This is a genomic window from Cyclobacterium sp. 1_MG-2023 (genome assembly GCF_030546805.1).
GTDB lineage: Bacteria > Bacteroidota > Bacteroidia > Cytophagales > Cyclobacteriaceae > Cyclobacterium.
The window spans coordinates 159,239-176,835 of record NZ_JAUOPC010000014.1 but is presented as its reverse complement, the minus strand read 5'-3'; the positions used below and the strand labels follow the sequence as shown (position 1 = coordinate 176,835).

Here is a 17,597-nt window from a genome sequence, read left to right as displayed (position 1 = left end):
GAAATGGCACAGTTTAAACCGAAATGCCTGGCACAGTTTGACCGAAAAGGGTGGCACAAATCAAACCGTTATATCCACAGGTCAAAAAAGTAACCAAAAAAACCCGCCGCTGAGTATCTTTTCGACTAAAATTTAAGGCCACCCGCACACAGGCAAACTCCGGTATTTTAGGCTTGAGCTAGCCTACTGGCTTTTCCGGTATTCATCCTATAAGTCTTCATCAGACAGTGCCTGTGCCCTTGCCACCCCAGCTTAAATTTCTATACGCCGAAAATCTACAAGGCGGAAAATTATTAATAAACTATTCCAAGAATGTCAATTTGTATTAAAATAGTGGTGACTTTTGTTTTAGTTGGTGAAAATTGGCTTTTTAGAACTGTTGACTGAGCTTTTCGAAGTCATAGAGGTGCCGAATATAACTGAGAAGCTCTTGTATAATAGAAAGTTGAAAACTTTCCTCATATTGGGTCTAAGTTACGCTTCGCTAAACTTAGACCAGCGAGGGGCGAGAAATTAGGTATATGAGATACCGAAACCCTATGGCTTCGACTCCGCTCAGCCGCCGGGAGGAAAATTTGGATTGATTCTCCACCGGTGGCTGAGTCTGTCGAAGCCAGTGGGGTTGAATAATTTTGGAGTTTTTTTTTAATCTAGTGGTTTTGGCACCAATGAAAGTTGAAAACTTTCCTGGTTTAGGGTCTAAGTTACGCTTCGCTAAACTTAGACCTGTTAAGGAGCCTGTCGAAGCCGCTCTTGGAGATTCCGTATCCCTATTGGTTTTAATTATATAATGACTGGATTTTACCGATTTATAATGCAAAGGATTAACTATTGAGTTATTTGATTTTTTAATGTAAATTGTTGGCGATTATAAGTCTTTGCTGCAGAGGTGTCTAGTGTAGTGTTTTGCTTAAAAAATGAAATTTAATTGATAAACCGTAGGTGACCAATTCAACGAAATATTTCACACTATCAGCCCTTTTTCTAGCTGTATATTTGTTGGTAGTATTCACTGAAATTTACGCTGACTCGACCTGGATTAAGGCTTATTTACTGCTAATGACCCTGACATTCTTAATAACCGGGCTCTCTCAAAGTAAAAATAAATAGCCTATAAGTTAACTAAACCGATAAGGATGAAAAAGATCGTGTACTATGTAGCCACTTCACTTGATGGGTATATTGCAGGTGAAAATGGAGATATCAGCCAATTTCTTCTGGAAGGAGAAGGAGTTAAAAAATACCAGTCGGACCTCTTAAATTTCGGTACCGTCATAATGGGTCGAAAAACTTATGAATTTGGATACCAATATGGTTTGGTACCAGGACAGCCGGCTTATCCAAATATGGAACATCATATTTTTTCCAATACTTTAAAAATAGACAAGTTGTCTGAAATGGTAAAAATAGAGCAAGGAGGGATGGATAGGATAGATGAAATTCAACGAAATGCCAAAACGGACATTTACCTCTGTGGGGGCGGAGAATTTGCCGGCTATTTGCTAGATCATGGAAAGATCGATCAACTGAAACTCAAATTAAACCCCATAGTGCTCGGAAAAGGAACAAAGTTATTTGGGAATTCCAGCAGTAATTCAAATTGGGAGCTCGTTGACAAAGCGTCCTTTCCTGAAGGCCTACAAATCCTGACCTACAATAGAAAATAGTTTAAATTTAATTTTCTTGCGATTGCAAACGTCCCATTGAAAGCTCAGGAAATCTTATTGTCTAATCCGGGTTGAAGAAATGCAATTAATGCAGGCATTTATCAGGCATATATAATAAGGAAGCTGTATTTTTGCCTTCAATATAAAATCTTGATAAGCTTTTTGAAATGAATAAAGCGTTTAAATATCTTCTTATCCTTCTTGTCTCAATAATCGTTGCCTATTATAATTCCGGTAAGGAAGAAGCTGAGCTTTCGGGTTTGATGCCTGTATCCAGAGTAGTGGATGGAGATACCTTCTGGGCTGAGGATGGGTCGAAAAAAGGAGTGAAAATCCGATTGATTGGAGTAGATGCACCTGAAACAAGAAAAGGGAATTATAAGAAAATAGGCTTTTATGGACAAGAAGCCAAGGCTTATCTTACTGACTTATTGTTCGATCAAGAGGTTAGGTTGGAATATGGTGTGGACAGTTTAGACCGATACGGCAGGGTACTTGCCTATGTTTATTTGCCCGATGGAACCTTTGTCAATGAAGAGTTAATCAAAAAAGGATATGCGAGGGTATTGACGATTCCGCCCAATGTGAAATACGCGGATGCCTTTGTGTCCTACGAACGTGATGCCAGAGAAAGTAATCGTGGACTCTGGCAAAGGGCGTCTGAATAATCAAAAGTATTCTCTAGTAACCGGTTTAGAAGTGGAGACGGGGAGGTAGGATAGCGAAACCCTTTGGCTTCGACTCCGCTCAGCCATCGGGAGAAAAATTTGGCTGAGCCTGCTGAAGACATCGGCCTCCGGTTTAATTAGGGGGGCATATATTTAGTATTATCGAAAGTTGAAAACTTACCTGATTTTGGGTCCAAGTTACGCTTCGCTAAACTTAGACCAGGTAGAAGAGATGACACACAATGAAAAGAAAGGCAATGCATAAAATATTAATTACTGGATTATTAATACTTTTTGGACTTCAAGGGTTTGGCCAATCGAATGATCTAAATTTATCGGAAAGATTCGGTAATTGTGATTCTACACTGACTGATTATGAAGTGATGGATTTATTATTTCATTATAGAGATGTCGCTAAAATGAACCAAAACGATGGAGTATTAGAGGACTTACAAAACCTTGAACGAAATGATGCATTCCCAGAGATTGAGAAGGTATGTTCTGAAATACTTGATTTTAACCCAATTAATTTAACTGCCTTAACTTACTATGCAATAGCGCAACTAGGGCAAGAGAAAGAAGAAAATATTACCTCTTCTTGGGATAAAACACAAATGATATATAATGCTGTAAAGCGATTTGGTAAAGGAACAGCGTCTGCACCATTTATTGTTTCCGACTTAAATGATGCAAAAGCATTAATTTATCTGTACTGGGAAAAAGGAACAGAAATTAATTCTTTGAAAAAAAGTCAAGAGGGAATTGTGAATATTTTGATCTCTAACTCTAAAGGTGTAAACGATACTGTTAGCTTTAATTTTGATAAAAGTCTGAATATTAGAGAAATATATTTTGATTATCACCGGGACTTTCAATTTTATCTAGCAGAATCAGCAAGCCCTCAATCTGAATTTTACTACGAAACGTTGCTGGACCGATTTCAAAGTCATGATAAGTCCTTGAAAAACAATGAAATCATTGCTTTAATGATTGGTTTTACGAACAATCAGAATTATCACCCCTATAAAAATGTCGAGAAGGAGCGTGAAATAATGGAGTTAGTGGGCGATAAGAATTATGATAAAGCATTGATGCTAAGTAAAGAGCTTTTAAAATCCAACCCAGTAAACTTTACAGCCCTTATGGAAGAGGGTTTTTCTTTATGGAAAATTAACGATGATAGAAGTTATTTCCCCTCTGTAAAATCAAGAATGATCGTAGATGCCATATTGTGGAGTGGAACAGGATCAAATACACATTCTTATTTTGTTCTTAGCCCAATTGATGGTCAGACGATTATTAGCTATATATTCGGAGAAAACATTGGGACTATGGGGTCTGGTGATTATTCAAATGGTTATTTTCTTGACATGCTAGATATGGAAAAAGAAGGACAAGAAACAAAAACCCTTTATTTTAATATTGATCATGCAGTAAACAATAGTGAATTTAAAAAGCAAATTGAAAAATCTTTAGACAAGGAATAGTGCTTGGTTATAACTGATCAATCCGAAGGTTTTGTATCAATTTACTAATGCAATTTTTCAACTACGGGGAGTGGCTGGGCCATGCAAGCTAAAGGGGATTTGTGGCTTTACAATTCCGATATTTCTATACCAAGTCATTGATTAAGACCATTGTTACTTTTTTGCTACAGGTCAAAAAAGTAACCAAAAAACCCCGCCGCTGAGTATCTTTTCAGCTAAAATTTAAGGCCACCCGCACACAGGCAAACTCTGGTATTTTAGGTTTGAGCTATTCAGCTTGCATTTCCGGTAGTTATTGCTCACATCAAGGTCAAACATGCCTGTGCCCTTGCCATACCCTGCTTAAATTTCTTTACGCCGAAAATCTACAAGGCGGAATTTAAAAATAACCTTATTAAATAATGATTATGAGCATTGGATATTCCAGAGCATATTGACCTCTTGAATTAAGATTTAATAAAACCCTTATGTCCTCTAAATTTTGGCTAAAGCCGGGTGATGCGATTTGACCCTATAAATGGGCTAAAGCCCATTCCTATTGATTAGTTTCTTTGATCGATTATTTTGGTCTAAACTCTGAAAAGGTAAAGTGAGAACAATTTTTAATTGCCTCCTGTTTTAGCTGATGAAAATTGGGTAATTCGGCAACGGTGGCTGAGCCTGTTGAAGTCAGCGGAGTCGAAGTTTACTTGGGGTCCCTACCTATTTTAGCTTTGACGGCAACCTGGTGATTATTTTACGAAAGTTGAAAACTTTCCTTATTTTGGGTCTAAGTTACGCTTCGCTAAACTTAGACCAGGTAGGATTAAAAGGACCACGTTTACTAATTATCCTCCCGCAACACAACACAAATATTCCATCAAATGCTATCCAACGAAACCCTTGAATACATTGCTGTCTTAGAACAAGAATTTAGCAGGAATGCGAATAGTGAACTGGCGATGCAACAAGCCGCTTACCTGCGGCATCAATTCCGGTTTTTTGGGATTTCTACCCAGCATAGAAGAGTCCTGCAAAAGCCCTTTTTACAAAAAGCCATGCTTCCGCCAAAGTCAGAATTGCATGAATTGGTAAAGGTTTTATGGCGTCGGGAGGAGCGCGAGTTTCATTATTTTGCCCAGGAACTAGCCTTGAAATACCTGAAAGTCACAGAGAAAGAGGTTATCCATCTTTATGTGCACATGGTATCTCATCAATCCTGGTGGGATACGGTGGATTTGATTGCCAATAAATTGATGGGCTATTATTTCCTGCTTTTTCCGGAAGAAAGGCAACAACACATAGACAAGTGGTTGAAGTCCAATAATATTTGGCTGCAAAGAAGTACACTACTGTTTCAGTTGAAGTACAAAGAGAAAATGGATCTTGATCTTTTGGAACAATGCATTCACCATTTATCAGGGTCGAATGAATTTTTTATCAATAAAGCCATAGGCTGGGTATTGAGGGAATACAGTCGTATCAATCCTATCTGGGTACAGGAATTTGTTAAGAAGACGCCCTTAAGTCCCTTGAGCCATAGGGAGGCCTTAAGGTTGATTTCTTGATGTGCCTAAGGATTAGGAGGTTGATGCTTTGCTTTTATATTACTATTTTTAGAAAGGATTAATTAATTCTGCCTTGGTCTATCTAATTCAGTAACTGAATATTATGAAAACACTACAAGTCTTTGCTACCTTGGCTTTCTTAGTTTTGTTTAATTCATCCGGAAATTCACAACAGATTAAATCTCTTGAATGTTTGGATAAACAGCAGTCTGAATTTGTAGCGGTTGTAGTAGAGAAGTTTAATGATCAACTTCTAAAACATTACGGCGAAATTAATTATAAAAAGTTTTTGATGGATAGGAGTAGTATGTCTTTGCCTCCTGACTTTTTTGTCACATCAGGGTTAGCAGAATTTCTGAACATCAATAGAAATAAACCCTTTTTTCAGGATATTTGGAAAAATAATGACGGAGTTTATGAATTTAACCATGATAGTAAATATTTTGAATGTTTAAAATCAGTTTGTGAATCTGAAACGCTTTGTGAGGTTTTTTCAGCGATGGATCAGTTTAGAGAAGTGAGCATGGGACTCATTGCTGGAGCAATTGCCTCCGAACTTCCTGATGAGCAATATAATAATATGGATGTACCCATTTTTATTGCCATCAATCTTTATGCTGAATTATCCATCAACCTTTTCGATCGATTTAAAAACCAAGTCAATATTTAAGAAGGTCCTTAATCCAAAAAGTAGCGTGGAAATAGATAAGAAAAACGTAGACAAGAAAAAAATTGAAAATTTATTTGTCACGATTCCAAAAGGTACTGTGGAAATGAGAGACGACCGGGTAAAAAAAGTTTGGACTCGTGAAATTGAATCTTTTAGACTCTCCAAATTTCCAGTTACTCAGTACTTGTATGCTGCAATAATGAATGAAAATCCGGCTACTTTCAAAGGTGAAAAGTTACCTGTTGAGACTCTTTCTTGGATTGAAGCTGTTAAATTTTGTAATAAACTGTCTGAGAAATTGGCGAAAAGCCAATGCTATGTCATTGATAATACCTCAAAAATGGTAAGCTTTGATGCCAAGGCAAGCGGATTTCGGCTTCCTACTGAAGCTGAGTGGCAATATGCCTGCCAGGCTGGCGAAAAAAATACCAGGTACGGAGAATTAGAGAAGATTGCCTGGTATAAAAAAAATGCCGACAATCGTACTCAGGAAGTTGGACAAAAGCAACCCAATTCTTGGGGACTTTATGACATGCTTGGAAATGTTTGGGAATGGTGTTCGGATATTTATGATGAAACCGTTTATGGTTCCTATCGGGTTTTTCGTGGTGGTGGCTGGTGCGATGTAGAAAGAAGTGTAATGGCAACCACAAGAAGAAGAAGCCATCCCTACTCCTTTAAAATAGATGATTTAGGGTTTAGAATAGCTGTGAATTCAATTGAAAACAATAGTAAGAAAGGTATATAAATTTTGAAACCGGAGGGAACCGCACTACAGGCAAAACCTTAACACAACTATTTAATCAGGTTAAAAAAGACGTGTTTAGTTTTATTGTATTTTTATTTTTTTTATATTAAACTTATTATCAACCAATAAGTTGTGAAGAACATATCGCTCATGTTATTATTGATCATTATTACTTGTGCTTCTTGTAATAAGAAATCAGGTAAAAACCTTGACAAGGAAATGCAAGGGCTTGAGAACATAGAAGCGTTGACAGCTGACTTTAGTACCTGGTGGAATTACCATTATTCCAATATCTCTTTATCCTCGGATTTTATTGCGCTTGATGAAAATGCAAAAGCAATCTCAAAAAGCACGTTTTTGAAAAAGTTAATAAGTGGAGATTTTATTGGCATTGAGGGCAAGATGAAAGCCAAGTCAGATTCCATTACCTACAAACTAGTTAAATTGCCTGAAGGTGCAGATAAAACCATTTCAGGAACCATCAAGAATTCTGCGGAATTGGCTTTAGGATATTTTGAAATGGAAGGTGAAAAATTCCCAATAATTGACTTAACAGCTATCGATGGGCAGCAGTACGACAATGAAAGCCTAATAGGAAAAATCACGGTAATTAAAACCTGGTTTATTTCCTGCAAACCTTGTATAGCTGAGATGCCTGAATTGAATAAGTTTGTTTATAAATACCGCAATGAAAGTGGTATACAATTTTTAAGTTTGGCCACAGATACTCGAACTTCACTGGACGACTTTTTGAATAAGAGAAGCTTTGATTATGTGGTCTTTCCCGAACAAAAAGAATTGATAGAAGACCGGTTGAAGTTAAGGTTATACCCCACCCACTTGGTGATCGATAAAAATGGGAACATTAAGAAAGTTTTCAATAAAGCGTCTGAATTAATGGCTTATATCGAAGGAAACAAGTCTCTGTTATAATTGGGGTTAAGGTTTCTTCTTTTTCTCCCGCTCTTGTTTTTTGAAATACCTGCGGAAAAGGAAGTTTTGTCGAAGGGCTTCCATGTTTTCATTCAATTTTTCTGCAGCTTCTTTGACATTAATCATGGTGCTGTCAAGTTGCCCGGCCATAGCCTTATCTTGTATTAAATGATTGATAGTACCTTCTCCCGCGCTTATCTCTTTGAGGTATTTTTCCAGGTTTTGGCTGACACTTTTAATGTCTTGACTGGATTTTTCCAAGTTTTCAAATACTGTTTTCAATTGGTTGGTAGAAACCGTGTCGCTTAACAAAACAGCAGCAGCACTTTCATCATAATTCACCTTTCCGACTATTGAATTGATTTTGGTGACCAATGCAGAAGTGCTTTGGGTCGTTTTTTTAAGTTCGATAATTGATTTTCGGATGTCCTGGGCCAATAGGGTATCGCTCAGTAGTGTGCCTAAGGTTCCTTTTCCTTCCAGAATTTTATTGGTTATCTACAATAGATCGCTTGTCAGCAATGCAGCGTTTTCGTTGGTAGTATTTAAGGTAGAAAGCATGTCATCCGTCCCAACTTTACTATAGGTCTGAATGGTGTCTCCCGAGATAATGGTTTTTGCATTTTGCATTTTCCCGGGGACAATGTTGACTACCATACTCCCTACCAATCCGTCTGATCCGATAAAAGCAATGGCATCCTCTTTGATGAATCTGGAAATTTTATCCTCTACCATCAACTGAAGAACAATGTTTCTTTCATCAAGCATTACTATTTTACTAACCGTACCTACATCAATTCCTGAATAGCGCACATTGTTTCCGGTTTGCAGACCATTTACATTGTCAAAAACAGCGTAGAGTTGAATGTTTCTGCTGAAGATATGTTGGCGTTTTCCTATTGAATAGAGGATTGCAATAAGGAGCACAGTTCCTATTACCACAAATAGGCCTACTTTTGCTTTGTATGCATTAGATTTTCCCATACTATTAGTTTTTAAAGAATGCCTGAATTTTTGGATCTTTTGCATTTGAAAGTTCCTCAAAGGTTCCTTCAGCATAATTGGTACCATCAACCAGCAAAATCATCCGGTTGGAGATAACCCTAGCACAATCCACATCGTGTGTAATGATAAGTGAAGAGGTATGGTATTTTTTTTGAATATTACGCATTAAGGCTATAATCTCTTTGGCTGTAATGGGATCTAGGCCCGTTGTTGGCTCGTCATAAATGATGATTTTTGGTTTTAGGATTAATGCCCTTGCCAAAGCCACCCTTCGTTGCATACCTCCGGAAAGCTCTGCAGGCATCAAATCCAAGGTGTGTGCCAGCCCCACATTTTCCAATGCTTCTTTGACCAGAATTTCTTTACTTTCAAAATCCTGTATTTTATGTGTTTGACGCCTGAGTGGAAATTCTAAGTTTTCACGGACAGTCATGGAGTCGTACAAGGCACTGCCTTGGAATAGGAATCCTATTTCTGTACGGAGAAGATCCAATTCGCTATGTCCTATGCTGGTGATGTCATGGTTTTTAATGGTAATGCTTCCACTGTCAGGCTGAATTAGTCCTACCAGACATTTGATCATTACCGATTTCCCGGAACCCGATTTCCCCATCACTACCAGGTTTTCTCCTTCAAAAAGTTTCAGGTTAAAATCTTTGAGTACATGGTTGTCACCAAAACTTTTGTGAAGGCTTTTTAATTCTAAAACAGGGTTTATTTTTTTTGTAGCATCCATTTAAATTTCGAAAAATATATCAGAAACAAAGACGGCAATAAAATCAATGACAAATAACAACATAGAAGTATAAACAACTGCTGAATTGGAGGCTTCTCCCACACCTACGGTTCCTTTGGAGCAATTGTAACCCTTATAACATCCCACCAGTCCAATGGCAAAACCGAAGAAAATGGATTTTATGGTGGCGGGGATGATGTCACTATATTTGAGCGCATCAAAAACCTGATTAAAATAAAGAACAAAAGAGACATTTCCTTTTAGGTTTTCAATAATGGCAGAGCCCAAAAGTGCAATGACATCTCCTGTTATAATCAATAAGGGCAACATCAATGTAGTGGCCAGAATACGGGTAACCACCAGGTATTTAAAAGGATTGTTTCCGGAAACCTCCATGGCGTCTATTTGTTCTGTAACGCGCATAGACCCTAGTTCTGCGCCTATCCCTGAGCCTACCCTTCCGGCGCATATCAGGGCAATGATCACCGGACCTATTTCTCTGACAATTGATATTCCTACCATAGAAGGCATCCAGGATTCTGCACCAAACTCCATTAATGTAGGGCGGGACTGGAGGGTAAAAACAAGACCTAAAATAAATCCGGTTACGCCCACCAATAGTAAGGAACGGTTACCAACATTATAGCATTGGCGCACCAGCTCCTTAAACTCAAAAGGAAGACTGAATGCTTCTTTGAAAAATTGTCCGGCGAAAAGTGTTAAGTCGCCGATTTCAATAAAAAACGACTGTGAGCGGGATTTTATAGAGGTTGGTTTTGGCATTTTAATAAATATAAAAACCGAATTTAGTGATGATTATGAGTGATTTACATGATGCAGATCATTTTTAAATATGATACAATTACCGGATTATTAATTAGCCTGTTTAATTTCAGCATTTTAATGACCAAGTGCAACATCTACTCAGGCTATTAAATAAATTAGGGCTTATAGATAACAAATAACCTTGATTGGGCTTGTTTTACAGGGCTGAGTAATTAGTTTTGTTCCTTATATCCTATAATTTTCAAACCCTTTGTTTTTGCTGTTTTTTATTTGGCTCTTTATTGGGCGTTTGAAAGGATTCCTATGGCAAAAATTAATAGTTAATGATGAGAATTTTACTTGGTTTAATCGTTTTTTCCGTACTTGGAAATTGCACCCCCAAAGAAAAACCGATCACCTTCAAAGTGATGGCCTGGAATATTTTGCATGGTGGCAATGACATTGAAAATGGGCCTCAGCAAGTCATTCAAATTATAAAAGAAATTGATCCCGATGTGATCTTGATGGTAGAAACCTATGGTTCAGGCAAAAGAATTGCAGATTCTCTTGGCTATAATTTTCATTTAATTGCTAAGGAAGGGACTGCCTTGGATGACAAAAACGTCAATCTATCCATTTTCTCTAAGTTTCCCTTTGGTGAGCGCATAGACACGGAATATCCTTTTTACTTGGGAGGAAGAGAAGTCCTAATAAAAGGGCAAAAGATCCGTTTCTTTTCCAACTGGTTTCATTATCTGCCTTGGGAGAATGAACCCGAGGAAATGGGGATGAATACCGCTGAATTGCTTGATTGGGAAAAGACAGAAACCCGGTACAATAGGATTCAAAAGGTACTTCCCTATTTAAAAAGATACAGTGCAGCCACTGATTCCATTCCCATGATTTTTGGCGGAGACATGAATAGCCCTTCACATTTGGATTGGGGAGAAGAGACCAAGGAAATTCACAATGGTTTGCAGGTCCCCTGGTACAGTACCAAGGTTTTAGAAGATATAGGTTTGATTGATACTTACAGAACTTTAAATCCCGATCCGCTAACCCATCCTGGTGTTACCTGGGACAGTAAAGGGGTGAAGGATGAACACCGAATAGACTATATTTTCTATAAGGGGGCTGCTTTAGAACCCATTGCTTCAGATGCCTACCATGCACACTTAGGTGAACCCTTTTCCATCAATGGCAAAACGTTTCCTTACCCTTCAGACCATGGTTTTGTTGTGACTACTTTCTCCTTTTAACCCGGATTAGGTAATAGATTGTTTATTGCACCTTTCGGGTTTAATGTCTGAAGCCATAGTTTAACCAAAGTTTCTTCTCCGGCCGGTTGGGAAAAATTTAATACTAGGTTAGGTCGTTTAATGTTTGCTTTTTGAAGCATAATGGGATTCGAAAATCCGATACTTAAATAGTGCTACCACAATGGCACCCCCAATTCCATTGCCTAATAAGGTAAGAACAAGGAAGAGCAAATAATCGCCAATGGAGATATTTTCCGAATATAAAAATCCGGCAAAAGCTTCTATATTTCCTACGATGCTATGGTGAAAACCTACAAAACCTATGGTTCCCGTGATTAGAACAATTAAAAGAATTCGGGTCAAGGCTTCAGTGGTGCTGTTCAAAAGCCAAGTTAAAAGCCCCATCAGCCAACCTGCAAAAATGGAACTCAACAGTAATACCCAATAACTGTGATCCAAGATATGATCAGCAATTTTAACCATTGTTTCCCTATCAAAGAGGTTGAGCTGGGAAGCCAAATCTCCTACGCAGAATACAAATAAAATTCCCCCCAAGAGATTCCCAATAATCACAATAAACCAGATGGTCAATAGTTCCAGAATTGACCTTTGTCCATTTAATACCGGTAAGGCCAAAACGGAGGTTTGTTCGGTATACAATACGGATTTACCCAGAATCACCATGATAAATCCCAATGGGTATACAAGGCCGAATAATTTAAAGATTGTATTCTCCTCCAGCTTCCCTTCAAAGGTAAAATATAAAGTAGCAACCAAAAGGTAACTAAAACCTATTTCTAAGCCGGCGATGCAAGCACTCAAAAATACTGCCCTATTATTTATTTTAAATATTTCCTCCCCCTCGTGTATGACACGGCTGAGGATCTCGGTATATTTCCCTGATCCTTCCACCTCATTTGATTTTTTCTCCAAGTCTTGTTGGTGTTCCTTTTGGTCTTTGTTTTCAGCCTTCATAGTTTAAAGATTGGGGTCCAATAGAAAATTTGTACTTAGCATTAACCAAATTAAGAAGAATAAGTTTCATATAAACCCTGATCTAATATCAGGCTCAACCAATAAGCTTTTCTACGCTTTCTTTGTAGGACTCGCCCACTGAAAATTCCAATTCTCCAAGAAAGAGGCTGCTTTTACGGATGGAAGTAATTTCATCTATAGCCACCATATAAGATTTATGTATCCTGATAAATTGCTTTGGCGGTAAAATGGCCACGATTTCCTTGAAACTCATCCTAACCACCAATGGCTGCGTATTGTTTTTCAAATAAAATTTAAGGTAATCGCCATATCCTTTAAGCCATAAAATGTCAATGAATTTTAATTTTACTTGGCTATAATCTACATTTACAAAAAAATGGTCGGGATCTTTTGTAGCCGGATCATGACTTTGGGCGGTCAACAATCCGAATCGGTCCTTGGCTCGGTTACAGGCTTTCAAAAAACGGTCCATAGGAACAGGTTTTAGCAGGTAATCCACCACATCCAAGTCAAAACTTTCCAGGGCGAATTCTTTGTAGGCGGTGATAACGATGGCCAAAGGTTTTTTTTCAAGGCTTGAAATAAACTGTAGGCCTGTTAATTCCGGCATTTGAATGTCAATAAAGATAAGGTCTATCTGCTGCTTTTGCATTTCCTCCATGGCATCAAAGGCATTGTCGCAGGTAGCTACCAAGTGCAAGAATGCTATTTTGTTGATGTATTTTTTTAGCAATTCCAGCGCAAGGGGTTCGTCATCTATGGCAATACAATTTATCATGAATTGAAGGTTTATGAAAATGCTTTTCTTATTCTATAGCTTATGAAGGATAGTTTGAAATTTCTCCATTTGGTTATTGCTATGCTGTTAATTATATCAGCAACGCTTCCCACTTCAATATATTCGTTTTTGCTTTATAATGAAACTTTCTTTAGCATCCATCTATCTCAAGCCTCTTGTTTTCACTAAAGTTTTGCAATTAAAAAAAAATCACCTAGACCTAAAAGATGGGGCCGGGTGATTTAACAATCGAGGAATAAAACTTGTGCATCTCTCAACGGAAATACTGTATTTACAATGAGCTCCGGAGCTGCTATTTTTTGATTAATTAACGTTTATATTTTTTTGGTAGACTTTCTTGCCATCTTTTACGGTGATAGTATAGTTTCCTTTGTTGGCTTTTTCAAAATTAAATGTTTTAACAATATTATTCTGACTAATTAGTGTTTCTCCAAAGAACTGAGCATCGGCCTCATTTAGAATTTTAATGTTCACTTTGGATAGGTCCTTGTTTTCCAAGTTGAGGTGAACCTTTTGGCCTTCTTTTTCAAATACAGAAGGAGTGATGGATTCTATTTTATTGATGCTTGTAACCATATTGTCTTTAATAGCTACAGCGTATACTATTGTGCTGGCTTCGTCATTCACATTTAGATGGTATGTACCGGAGTGAAGGTTTTTAAGGTTAAATAATTTTGAATAATCAGCATCCATCACATATTCGTAAAATAAGGTGTGTCCATTTTCATCACTGATAGAGACTGAAGATGCTTGGGAAGGCGCGTTCATTTTAAAAACCAGGCTTGTAGCTTCACTTCCCTTGGTCAAACTTGTGCTTGGTTCTTCGGCCATTGAAGTTAAAGAAACTAACATTAATGCGGCTACTGCGGAACTTTTAAGTATGTTTTTCATGATAATATTTTTTGAATGTTTGATTAATAATTGTCTGTTTGTGATTGAATTATGGCTCAAACATAAGTAGCCTTAGGCATCCTTTTTATAAGCTGCGATGAAAACAAGAAAGTCCGCGACAAAGCCCTGAAATGTTGCGATGAAAAAAGAAGGGTGCATAAGAATTTGCAACTTCTTTTTTAAAATAGCGAGAAGTTAACGCTATAAACTAGAGAAGCATATACTTGATTCAGTGAATAGACCCATTGGATAGCCCTTGACTATTTAGGTAAAGAAGTTGCTTTGAAAGAGGGCTGTAAATTTTGCCATGTCCCCTCCTCTGAGTAAGCAGTTTTTTTAATGAACGGAAATTTTTCTCAAGAAGAAGTTGAAGTAATTAATTGATTACAAACCACTGCTGGCTTTTTGCTGGAATATGGATGGGAAGGTTAATGCTATAATCCCTATTTAGGCTCATTTGCAATTTATCCCCATCCTGATTTGTCAATACGGCATTTTCGGACAGGCCTGTATAATACAGGTTGACCTTTATGGTCTTGGCCACCGGCACTTCCAGGGGATTGTAAAGCATGATCAGCCCTTTTTCTTTTCCTTCAGGATTGACATGTATCAATCCGTCATAATCCCTTCCGTCAGGCCGTCTAATATGGACAATATCACTGTCTAGCACTTCTCTGTGTGCCTTATAAAAGCCCACCCACTTTTTAACAATTTCTTTGGTTTGGGGACTGTCATACAATTGTGGGCCTCTGTAGCAGGCCTGTACCCCTGCACCAAAAAGGTTGGCCAACCTTTGCTCGTAATGAGGCAGATGGTCTTTCAATGGCTCAATAGTGGCTTCTTTGCCTCCGCCATGGTATTCCACCAAAGGCACAAACATCCAACCCATAGAAGGGGTTTTTTGCCAGGTACCATCATAGATGTTTTGCCTTTCTATGATTTCCTGTTGTGCCCGAGGAAGAGACCAGTTGGTCTCGCGGTAACCCATTCCGGTTTTATTGCTTCCTGCCATAAAGTAATGATCCGGCACATTGAGGAAAATTCCTTTGCTTCGGCACCATTCATAAAATTCCCTGATGGTTTCGTATTGATTCCATTGGGAGTCTTCTAAACCGGTATGTCCGGGATGATTGTGGCTGGCGCATACATCTCCGGGGTAGCTTCCATCGTGCTCTAAAATATCTTGTCCGGTATTTTCGTAAAAAGAATAAAGCTTTTTGAAATATTCTTGTCCCCACTCACTTTCCAAGCAAGGAGAATTGCCAAACCTCGGTTTTTTTCCTTCAGGCATGATAACATCATTTTCTTTGTCGATGCTCCTGCTGGCTAATAGGGAATAACCACCCAGCGCTATACCTTTCTCATGAGCATAATTAGCAAGGGCTTTCATTCGGTTCAGGTTTTCCGGGCTGTCATTTTCAATCTGAAATCCACTACCAAATGTCATGATTACCATTTCAAAGCCTACCTCAGCACACTGATCTATGGCTTTTTTCACAGAAGCATTGTCAGCATTCCGAACATGCATCATGATGGGGTTTTCGGTAGCCCAAGGTGCTTGTGAACGGTACATTCTCTTTTCGGCAAGCCCGATTCGCTCTCGGTCCCAGCTGTCATGGAATAGCTCCCAAGTTCTAAAGCTTTTCATGCTTTCTCCCGGGGCCAAAGTTTTCATCGGGCCTAATTTAGGGTAGGCTTCCAGTAAAGCAGGTGTCTTCATATTGTAATTCACCTGTGTTTTGTAAGCAGGGTCTGCATTCCAGGCAATGCTACTCGAGTAAAGGTTATCCGGTGACATACCTCCGAAGCGGAAATCTGTCTCTACAGACAGGTTGGGTTTTCTCCAAATATCCTTATCATCCACTGCGCTTTCTGCTTCCACCAAAGCCAAAATCTCACTTTTAAAGCGGTCAACAACTATTTTTTGCTCGGAATTATTGACGACTTCAATCCATTTGGAAAGAAGAGGGATGCCATCATACATTTCGTAGAAAACCTTCACCTGGAGGTCTTTCAAGTATTTTAACCGATCCAATTTTTCTTGTTTGGCATTTTCTTGAAGTTCTCCTAAAATCCGCACCTGATTAATATGACTTCTGCCTCTTTTTCCTGATGTAATGAAATCCCCAGCTCCGGCTTTTTGATCCATTTTCCCCACTTGAAGTGCAGCGATAGGACTGTTGTCTGTAGGAACCTTTGCCAATTGCTCGAAATCCTCGCCCGTGTAAGAAAAGGAGAAAGTTAGACCATCCGGTATCTGTTCTGCCCTGAGGTAAACTTTCTTTCCGGCTAGTAATTTCCCAATCCTTCTTTCATTCTTCCCATCAAATATACCAAAGCTAAGATCGCCCGTTCTCAGGTTAAACTTGTACAAGGTCCCATTTTTTGATTGCAAGGCCATGCCCGGCCCCCAGCTGCCGGACTTATCAGTACCGGGATCGATTTCAACAATCCAGACCTTACTCTTAGCAGGTACCGGAGTGCTTGCGTAAACATATTGATTGGCCAAGGCCATGATTTCCCCGGCCTTGCCTTCATTTATAAAAGAATTTCTCTCATCCGCTTTAGATGCAAAGACTTCCCAAGTTTCCTTTAAATCCTTGAAATCATCCATAAATAAAACTTCTCTGCCTTGGTCGGAATTGCCTTGGTTGACAAGGTGTGTGATCAGTTTTTGGCTAAACCCATAGGTAAATACAAGTTGTTTACCTGGAGCGGGCCAATCCAGGTCTTTGGGCATCCATTCCGGCCTTTTTTTCCAATCAAATCTGGGCACTGTATTGCCAAACTTATAGTCCAGCAAGCTTAAGGCCGAGGGGTCTGCTTCCATTTGGTGCACCCATTTGTCCAGTAGGTAATTTTGTACCGGTTGCCCAACCAGACCTCCGACAGGAAAATTTAAGCCATCAATGCTTACTTCTGCTTCAGGTCTTATTGCCCGAAGCATGTTTTCACCCGTCATTAAGTTTTCCAGTCCCACAGTAGCTCCCCCCTTGTTGATATCGAATACCCTGCTGATCAGTCCATTGCTTAACACAAGTTGACCATTGGAATTGGAGAAAAAACCCGTTTTATCTGGTATAGAGTTAACGAGCCAATCTTGGCTGATTTTTATTTTCTCCTTGTCGTAGAAAGCGTGTTGTGTTTTTTGCTGCGCAGCAAGATTTAAAGTGACTGTACTAACAAGGATTGTGAAAAGCAGCTTAAGTATATATTTCATTTTGTAGGTTGAATTTCAGGGCATTAATGTTTTATTTCGAAAAGAGTGCAGCTTTGTTTAACCTAAGTTTCACATAGTTCTCCGGTACAATCCTCTCAGTGTTTTAATTTTTTGCACGGCAAATTTTGATTGGGGAAAGTTTAGGACAAAAAAGATTATAAATTTATCGAAACAAATATTCACAATTATATATTGCAATTGGGTTG

The 17,597-nt window shown here is 38.6% G+C and carries 16 protein-coding genes; 8 read left to right on the top strand and 8 right to left on the bottom strand.

The annotated features are described in order from the left end of the window. Positions 1-1,136: 1,136 nt before the first annotated feature. From Q4534_RS20120 to Q4534_RS20090, 7 genes are all read left to right on the top strand, one after another. Positions 1,137-1,667 (top strand): dihydrofolate reductase family protein, encoded by a 531-nt coding sequence (locus Q4534_RS20120; protein ID WP_303614950.1) that lies wholly within the window; start codon positions 1,137-1,139, stop codon positions 1,665-1,667. 167 nt (positions 1,668-1,834) lie between these two features. Next, the gene (locus Q4534_RS20115; protein WP_303614949.1) at positions 1,835-2,335 is read left to right on the top strand and encodes a thermonuclease family protein; all 501 of its coding nucleotides are present in this window, start codon (positions 1,835-1,837) and stop codon (positions 2,333-2,335) included. Positions 2,336-2,577: 242 nt separating this feature from the next. After that, complete coding sequence (locus Q4534_RS20110; protein WP_303614948.1) at positions 2,578-3,822, top strand: DUF4919 domain-containing protein; 1,245 nt, start codon at positions 2,578-2,580, stop codon at positions 3,820-3,822. Positions 3,823-4,685: 863 nt separating this feature from the next. Further along, positions 4,686-5,369 (top strand): DNA alkylation repair protein, encoded by a 684-nt coding sequence (locus Q4534_RS20105; protein ID WP_303614947.1) that lies wholly within the window; start codon positions 4,686-4,688, stop codon positions 5,367-5,369. A gap of 103 nt (positions 5,370-5,472) precedes the next feature. After that, the gene (locus Q4534_RS20100; protein ID WP_303614946.1) at positions 5,473-6,039 is read left to right on the top strand and encodes a hypothetical protein; all 567 of its coding nucleotides are present in this window, start codon (positions 5,473-5,475) and stop codon (positions 6,037-6,039) included. A gap of 25 nt (positions 6,040-6,064) precedes the next feature. Continuing rightward, on the top strand, positions 6,065-6,787 hold the full coding sequence (locus Q4534_RS20095) for an SUMF1/EgtB/PvdO family nonheme iron enzyme (protein ID WP_303614945.1): 723 nt from the start codon (positions 6,065-6,067) through the stop codon (positions 6,785-6,787). 132 nt (positions 6,788-6,919) lie between these two features. Beyond that, positions 6,920-7,720 carry a TlpA disulfide reductase family protein gene (locus Q4534_RS20090; RefSeq protein WP_303614944.1) on the top strand — a complete coding sequence of 267 codons (801 nt, stop codon included), beginning with the start codon at positions 6,920-6,922 and terminating at the stop codon, positions 7,718-7,720. A 6-nt stretch (positions 7,721-7,726) separates the two neighbouring features. Here Q4534_RS20090 and Q4534_RS20085 read toward each other — a convergent pair whose 3' ends face one another. The 4 genes from Q4534_RS20085 to Q4534_RS20070 are packed head-to-tail and all read right to left on the bottom strand — an operon-like array spanning position 7,727 to position 10,244. Next, positions 7,727-8,158, bottom strand: a complete 432-nt coding sequence (locus Q4534_RS20085; protein ID WP_303614943.1) for a hypothetical protein — start codon at positions 8,156-8,158, stop codon at positions 7,727-7,729. Positions 8,159-8,218: 60 nt separating this feature from the next. Then, a complete protein-coding gene (locus Q4534_RS20080; RefSeq protein ID WP_303614942.1) occupies positions 8,219-8,704 on the bottom strand; it encodes an MlaD family protein in 486 nt (161 codons plus the stop codon). 4 nt (positions 8,705-8,708) lie between these two features. Then, complete coding sequence (locus tag Q4534_RS20075) at positions 8,709-9,461, bottom strand: ABC transporter ATP-binding protein (protein WP_303614941.1); 753 nt, start codon at positions 9,459-9,461, stop codon at positions 8,709-8,711. Beyond that, positions 9,462-10,244 (bottom strand): ABC transporter permease, encoded by a 783-nt coding sequence (locus tag Q4534_RS20070; RefSeq protein WP_303614940.1) that lies wholly within the window; start codon positions 10,242-10,244, stop codon positions 9,462-9,464. A gap of 326 nt (positions 10,245-10,570) precedes the next feature. On the opposite strand from Q4534_RS20070, the gene Q4534_RS20065 reads away from it, so the two are divergent. Then, positions 10,571-11,485 (top strand): endonuclease/exonuclease/phosphatase family protein, encoded by a 915-nt coding sequence (locus Q4534_RS20065; RefSeq protein WP_303614939.1) that lies wholly within the window; start codon positions 10,571-10,573, stop codon positions 11,483-11,485. A 117-nt stretch (positions 11,486-11,602) separates the two neighbouring features. On the opposite strand, the gene Q4534_RS20060 is transcribed toward Q4534_RS20065, so the two are convergent. The 4 genes from Q4534_RS20060 to Q4534_RS20045 form a co-directional block, all read right to left on the bottom strand. Continuing rightward, positions 11,603-12,460 carry a formate/nitrite transporter family protein gene (locus tag Q4534_RS20060; RefSeq protein WP_303614938.1) on the bottom strand — a complete coding sequence of 286 codons (858 nt, stop codon included), beginning with the start codon at positions 12,458-12,460 and terminating at the stop codon, positions 11,603-11,605. A 94-nt stretch (positions 12,461-12,554) separates the two neighbouring features. Continuing rightward, positions 12,555-13,259 (bottom strand): LytTR family DNA-binding domain-containing protein, encoded by a 705-nt coding sequence (locus Q4534_RS20055; RefSeq protein WP_303614937.1) that lies wholly within the window; start codon positions 13,257-13,259, stop codon positions 12,555-12,557. A 324-nt stretch (positions 13,260-13,583) separates the two neighbouring features. Beyond that, positions 13,584-14,171 (bottom strand): hypothetical protein, encoded by a 588-nt coding sequence (locus Q4534_RS20050; protein ID WP_303614936.1) that lies wholly within the window; start codon positions 14,169-14,171, stop codon positions 13,584-13,586. A 376-nt stretch (positions 14,172-14,547) separates the two neighbouring features. After that, positions 14,548-17,391, bottom strand: a complete 2,844-nt coding sequence (locus Q4534_RS20045; RefSeq protein WP_303614935.1) for a hypothetical protein — start codon at positions 17,389-17,391, stop codon at positions 14,548-14,550. Positions 17,392-17,597 lie beyond the last annotated feature (206 nt).

Bases quoted from the DNA above. Each gene is read 5' to 3' on its own strand.
- Q4534_RS20075 (WP_303614941.1), bottom strand. From the start codon at position 9,461: ATGGATGCTACAAAAAAAATAAACCCTGTTTTAGAATTAAAAAGCCTT.
- Q4534_RS20045 (WP_303614935.1), bottom strand. From the start codon at position 17,391: ATGAAATATATACTTAAGCTGCTTTTCACAATCCTTGTTAGTACAGTC.
- Q4534_RS20055 (WP_303614937.1), bottom strand. From the start codon at position 13,259: ATGATAAATTGTATTGCCATAGATGACGAACCCCTTGCGCTGGAATTG.
- Q4534_RS20100 (WP_303614946.1), top strand. From the start codon at position 5,473: ATGAAAACACTACAAGTCTTTGCTACCTTGGCTTTCTTAGTTTTGTTT.
- Q4534_RS20070 (WP_303614940.1), bottom strand. From the start codon at position 10,244: ATGCCAAAACCAACCTCTATAAAATCCCGCTCACAGTCGTTTTTTATT.
- Q4534_RS20050 (WP_303614936.1), bottom strand. From the start codon at position 14,171: ATGAAAAACATACTTAAAAGTTCCGCAGTAGCCGCATTAATGTTAGTT.
- Q4534_RS20120 (WP_303614950.1), top strand. From the start codon at position 1,137: ATGAAAAAGATCGTGTACTATGTAGCCACTTCACTTGATGGGTATATT.
- Q4534_RS20065 (WP_303614939.1), top strand. From the start codon at position 10,571: ATGATGAGAATTTTACTTGGTTTAATCGTTTTTTCCGTACTTGGAAAT.
- Q4534_RS20080 (WP_303614942.1), bottom strand. From the start codon at position 8,704: ATGGGAAAATCTAATGCATACAAAGCAAAAGTAGGCCTATTTGTGGTA.
- Q4534_RS20060 (WP_303614938.1), bottom strand. From the start codon at position 12,460: ATGAAGGCTGAAAACAAAGACCAAAAGGAACACCAACAAGACTTGGAG.
- Q4534_RS20110 (WP_303614948.1), top strand. From the start codon at position 2,578: ATGAAAAGAAAGGCAATGCATAAAATATTAATTACTGGATTATTAATA.
- Q4534_RS20105 (WP_303614947.1), top strand. From the start codon at position 4,686: ATGCTATCCAACGAAACCCTTGAATACATTGCTGTCTTAGAACAAGAA.
- Q4534_RS20115 (WP_303614949.1), top strand. From the start codon at position 1,835: ATGAATAAAGCGTTTAAATATCTTCTTATCCTTCTTGTCTCAATAATC.